The following is a 1,753-nucleotide window of genomic DNA, read 5'->3' as shown; positions in this document are numbered from 1 at the left end:
CCGCGGCGCTGGCGAGGGGGCGAATGGGGAGCGGATCCACATCGCGCACGCGTTACGTCGGTGAAACAGCTAAGGAGGCCTCACAGCCGGACGGCCAGCAGCACCCAACTGCCCAGCAGGGCCACCGCCGCCGCGGTCATCGCGGCCGTAGCAGCCCAGCCCAGCCTGCGCAGCCAGGTCGGAAGCACGGCGGCGCCCATCAGCCGCTCGTTGCTCGCCATGCGGATCACCACCGCCATCAAGGGCGGCGCGAGCAATCCATTGGCCACGCTGCTCCAGTACAGCGCTCGAATCGGGTCGAGCCCGAACAGCCCCATCCCGGCCGCGACCAGCACCGCCACGGCCATGGCCGCATAGAAGGCCGGCGCGCCCAGCGGCTTGCGATCGAGCCCGGTGCGCCATCCGAAGGTCTCCGCGACGGCGTAGGCCATCGAGCCCGCCAGCGCCGGCACGGCCAGCAGCCCCGTCCCGACAATCCCTAGCGCGAAGACAAGCACGGCCGCCCCTCCCGCTACCGGCCGGAGCGCCGCTGCTGCCTCTTCGGCTGTGCCAACATCCGTCTGCCCGGCGGCGTGCAGCGTCATCGCCGCGGCCCAGATGATGCAGAGCGCGACAAGGTTCGACACGGCCATGCCCACGAGCGTGTCCATCCGGATCCGTGCCAGTGCCTCCCGCAGTTCGCCGCGCGGCACGCGGCCGCGGTGGAACCCCTCCGCCTTGCGCCCCGCGACCTCCTGCGCCGACTGCCAGAAGAAGAGATAGGGACTGATCGTCGTACCGAGTACCGCGACCAGCGCCATCAGCGATTCAATGCCCCCCGGCAGGTGCGGCCAAGCCGCACTCGCCAACGCCGTCCCCCAGTCCAGCCGCACAGTCAGCACCACGGCTGGATAGGCCGCAAGCACGATGCAGAGCCATTTCAACACGGCAGCATAGCGCGCATAGGACAGAGCCGTCGGCACCCCGATGCTGAACACGGCGAAGCCGGCCAGCCAGGCCCATACCGGACCGCCCAGCACCATCCGCGCCGCCGCTGCCATCGCACTCAGATCGGCCGCGAGATTCAGGAGATTGGCCGCGAGCAGCAGCAGCACCGCGCCGTAGAGCACCGGCCGATGCGCCGTCCTCCGCAGGTTCTCCGCGATGCCCCGGCCGGTGGCGAAGCCGATCCGCGCGCAGGCCTCCTGCACCGCGATCATCAGCGGGTAGGAGAACACCATCGTCCAGCCCAGCGCGAAGCCGGCCTGGGCGCCCACCTGACTGTAGGTCGCGATTCCCGAGGGGTCGTCATCCGCCGCCCCCGTCACCAGCCCAGGGCCGAGCCGCCGCAGGATTCCGCGCGGAGTCGGGTCAGGCTGGGCCGGCTGGGCGCCATGCCTGTGTCCACGCACCTTCGCACGCGGCCCTCTCATCGCAGTCTTCATTGATGCTGCTCCTCGAGCCTACGATGGTGCTGCTGAGTGCGGGCCATGGCTTGGCAACGACAGTTGGCCACGTGTCAGCTTGCCCGATCGGTCCACCTCAGGGTAGTCGGGGGATGATCGCGCCCAGTCTCGCCCAGCTTCGCCGGGCATCGTGGTCAGGTACGAAGCAATGCGGCTTGGGGCCGCGAGTTCGGCCAGGTTCCTGCCAGTTGGGTCCGCCGCCGGATGGCGCGAGCCCGTGACAGGTGGCACCTGGATGAGGTCGCACTCAGGATCAACGGCGTGGCGCATTGGCTCTGACGTGCCGTCAATCAGGTCGGGATGGTACT

General features: G+C 69.7%; 1 protein-coding gene. It reads right to left on the bottom strand.

Features of this window, described 5'->3' with window-relative positions:
• Nucleotides 1-80: 80 nt before the first annotated feature.
• On the bottom strand, nucleotides 81-1,424 hold the full coding sequence (locus tag ACO1BU_RS37135) for an Nramp family divalent metal transporter (RefSeq protein ID WP_424140867.1): 1,344 nt from the start codon (nucleotides 1,422-1,424) through the stop codon (nucleotides 81-83).
• Nucleotides 1,425-1,753 lie beyond the last annotated feature (329 nt).

Origin of the sequence: Roseomonas chloroacetimidivorans, from assembly GCF_049629625.1 — a bacterium.
Lineage (GTDB): Bacteria > Pseudomonadota > Alphaproteobacteria > Acetobacterales > Acetobacteraceae > Roseomonas > Roseomonas chloroacetimidivorans.
The sequence above is the reverse complement of the archived record's forward strand: the minus strand, read 5'-3'. Positions and strand labels throughout refer to the sequence as shown.

Bases quoted from the DNA above. Each gene is read 5' to 3' on its own strand.
- ACO1BU_RS37135 (WP_424140867.1), bottom strand. From the start codon at position 1,424: ATGAAGACTGCGATGAGAGGGCCGCGTGCGAAGGTGCGTGGACACAGG.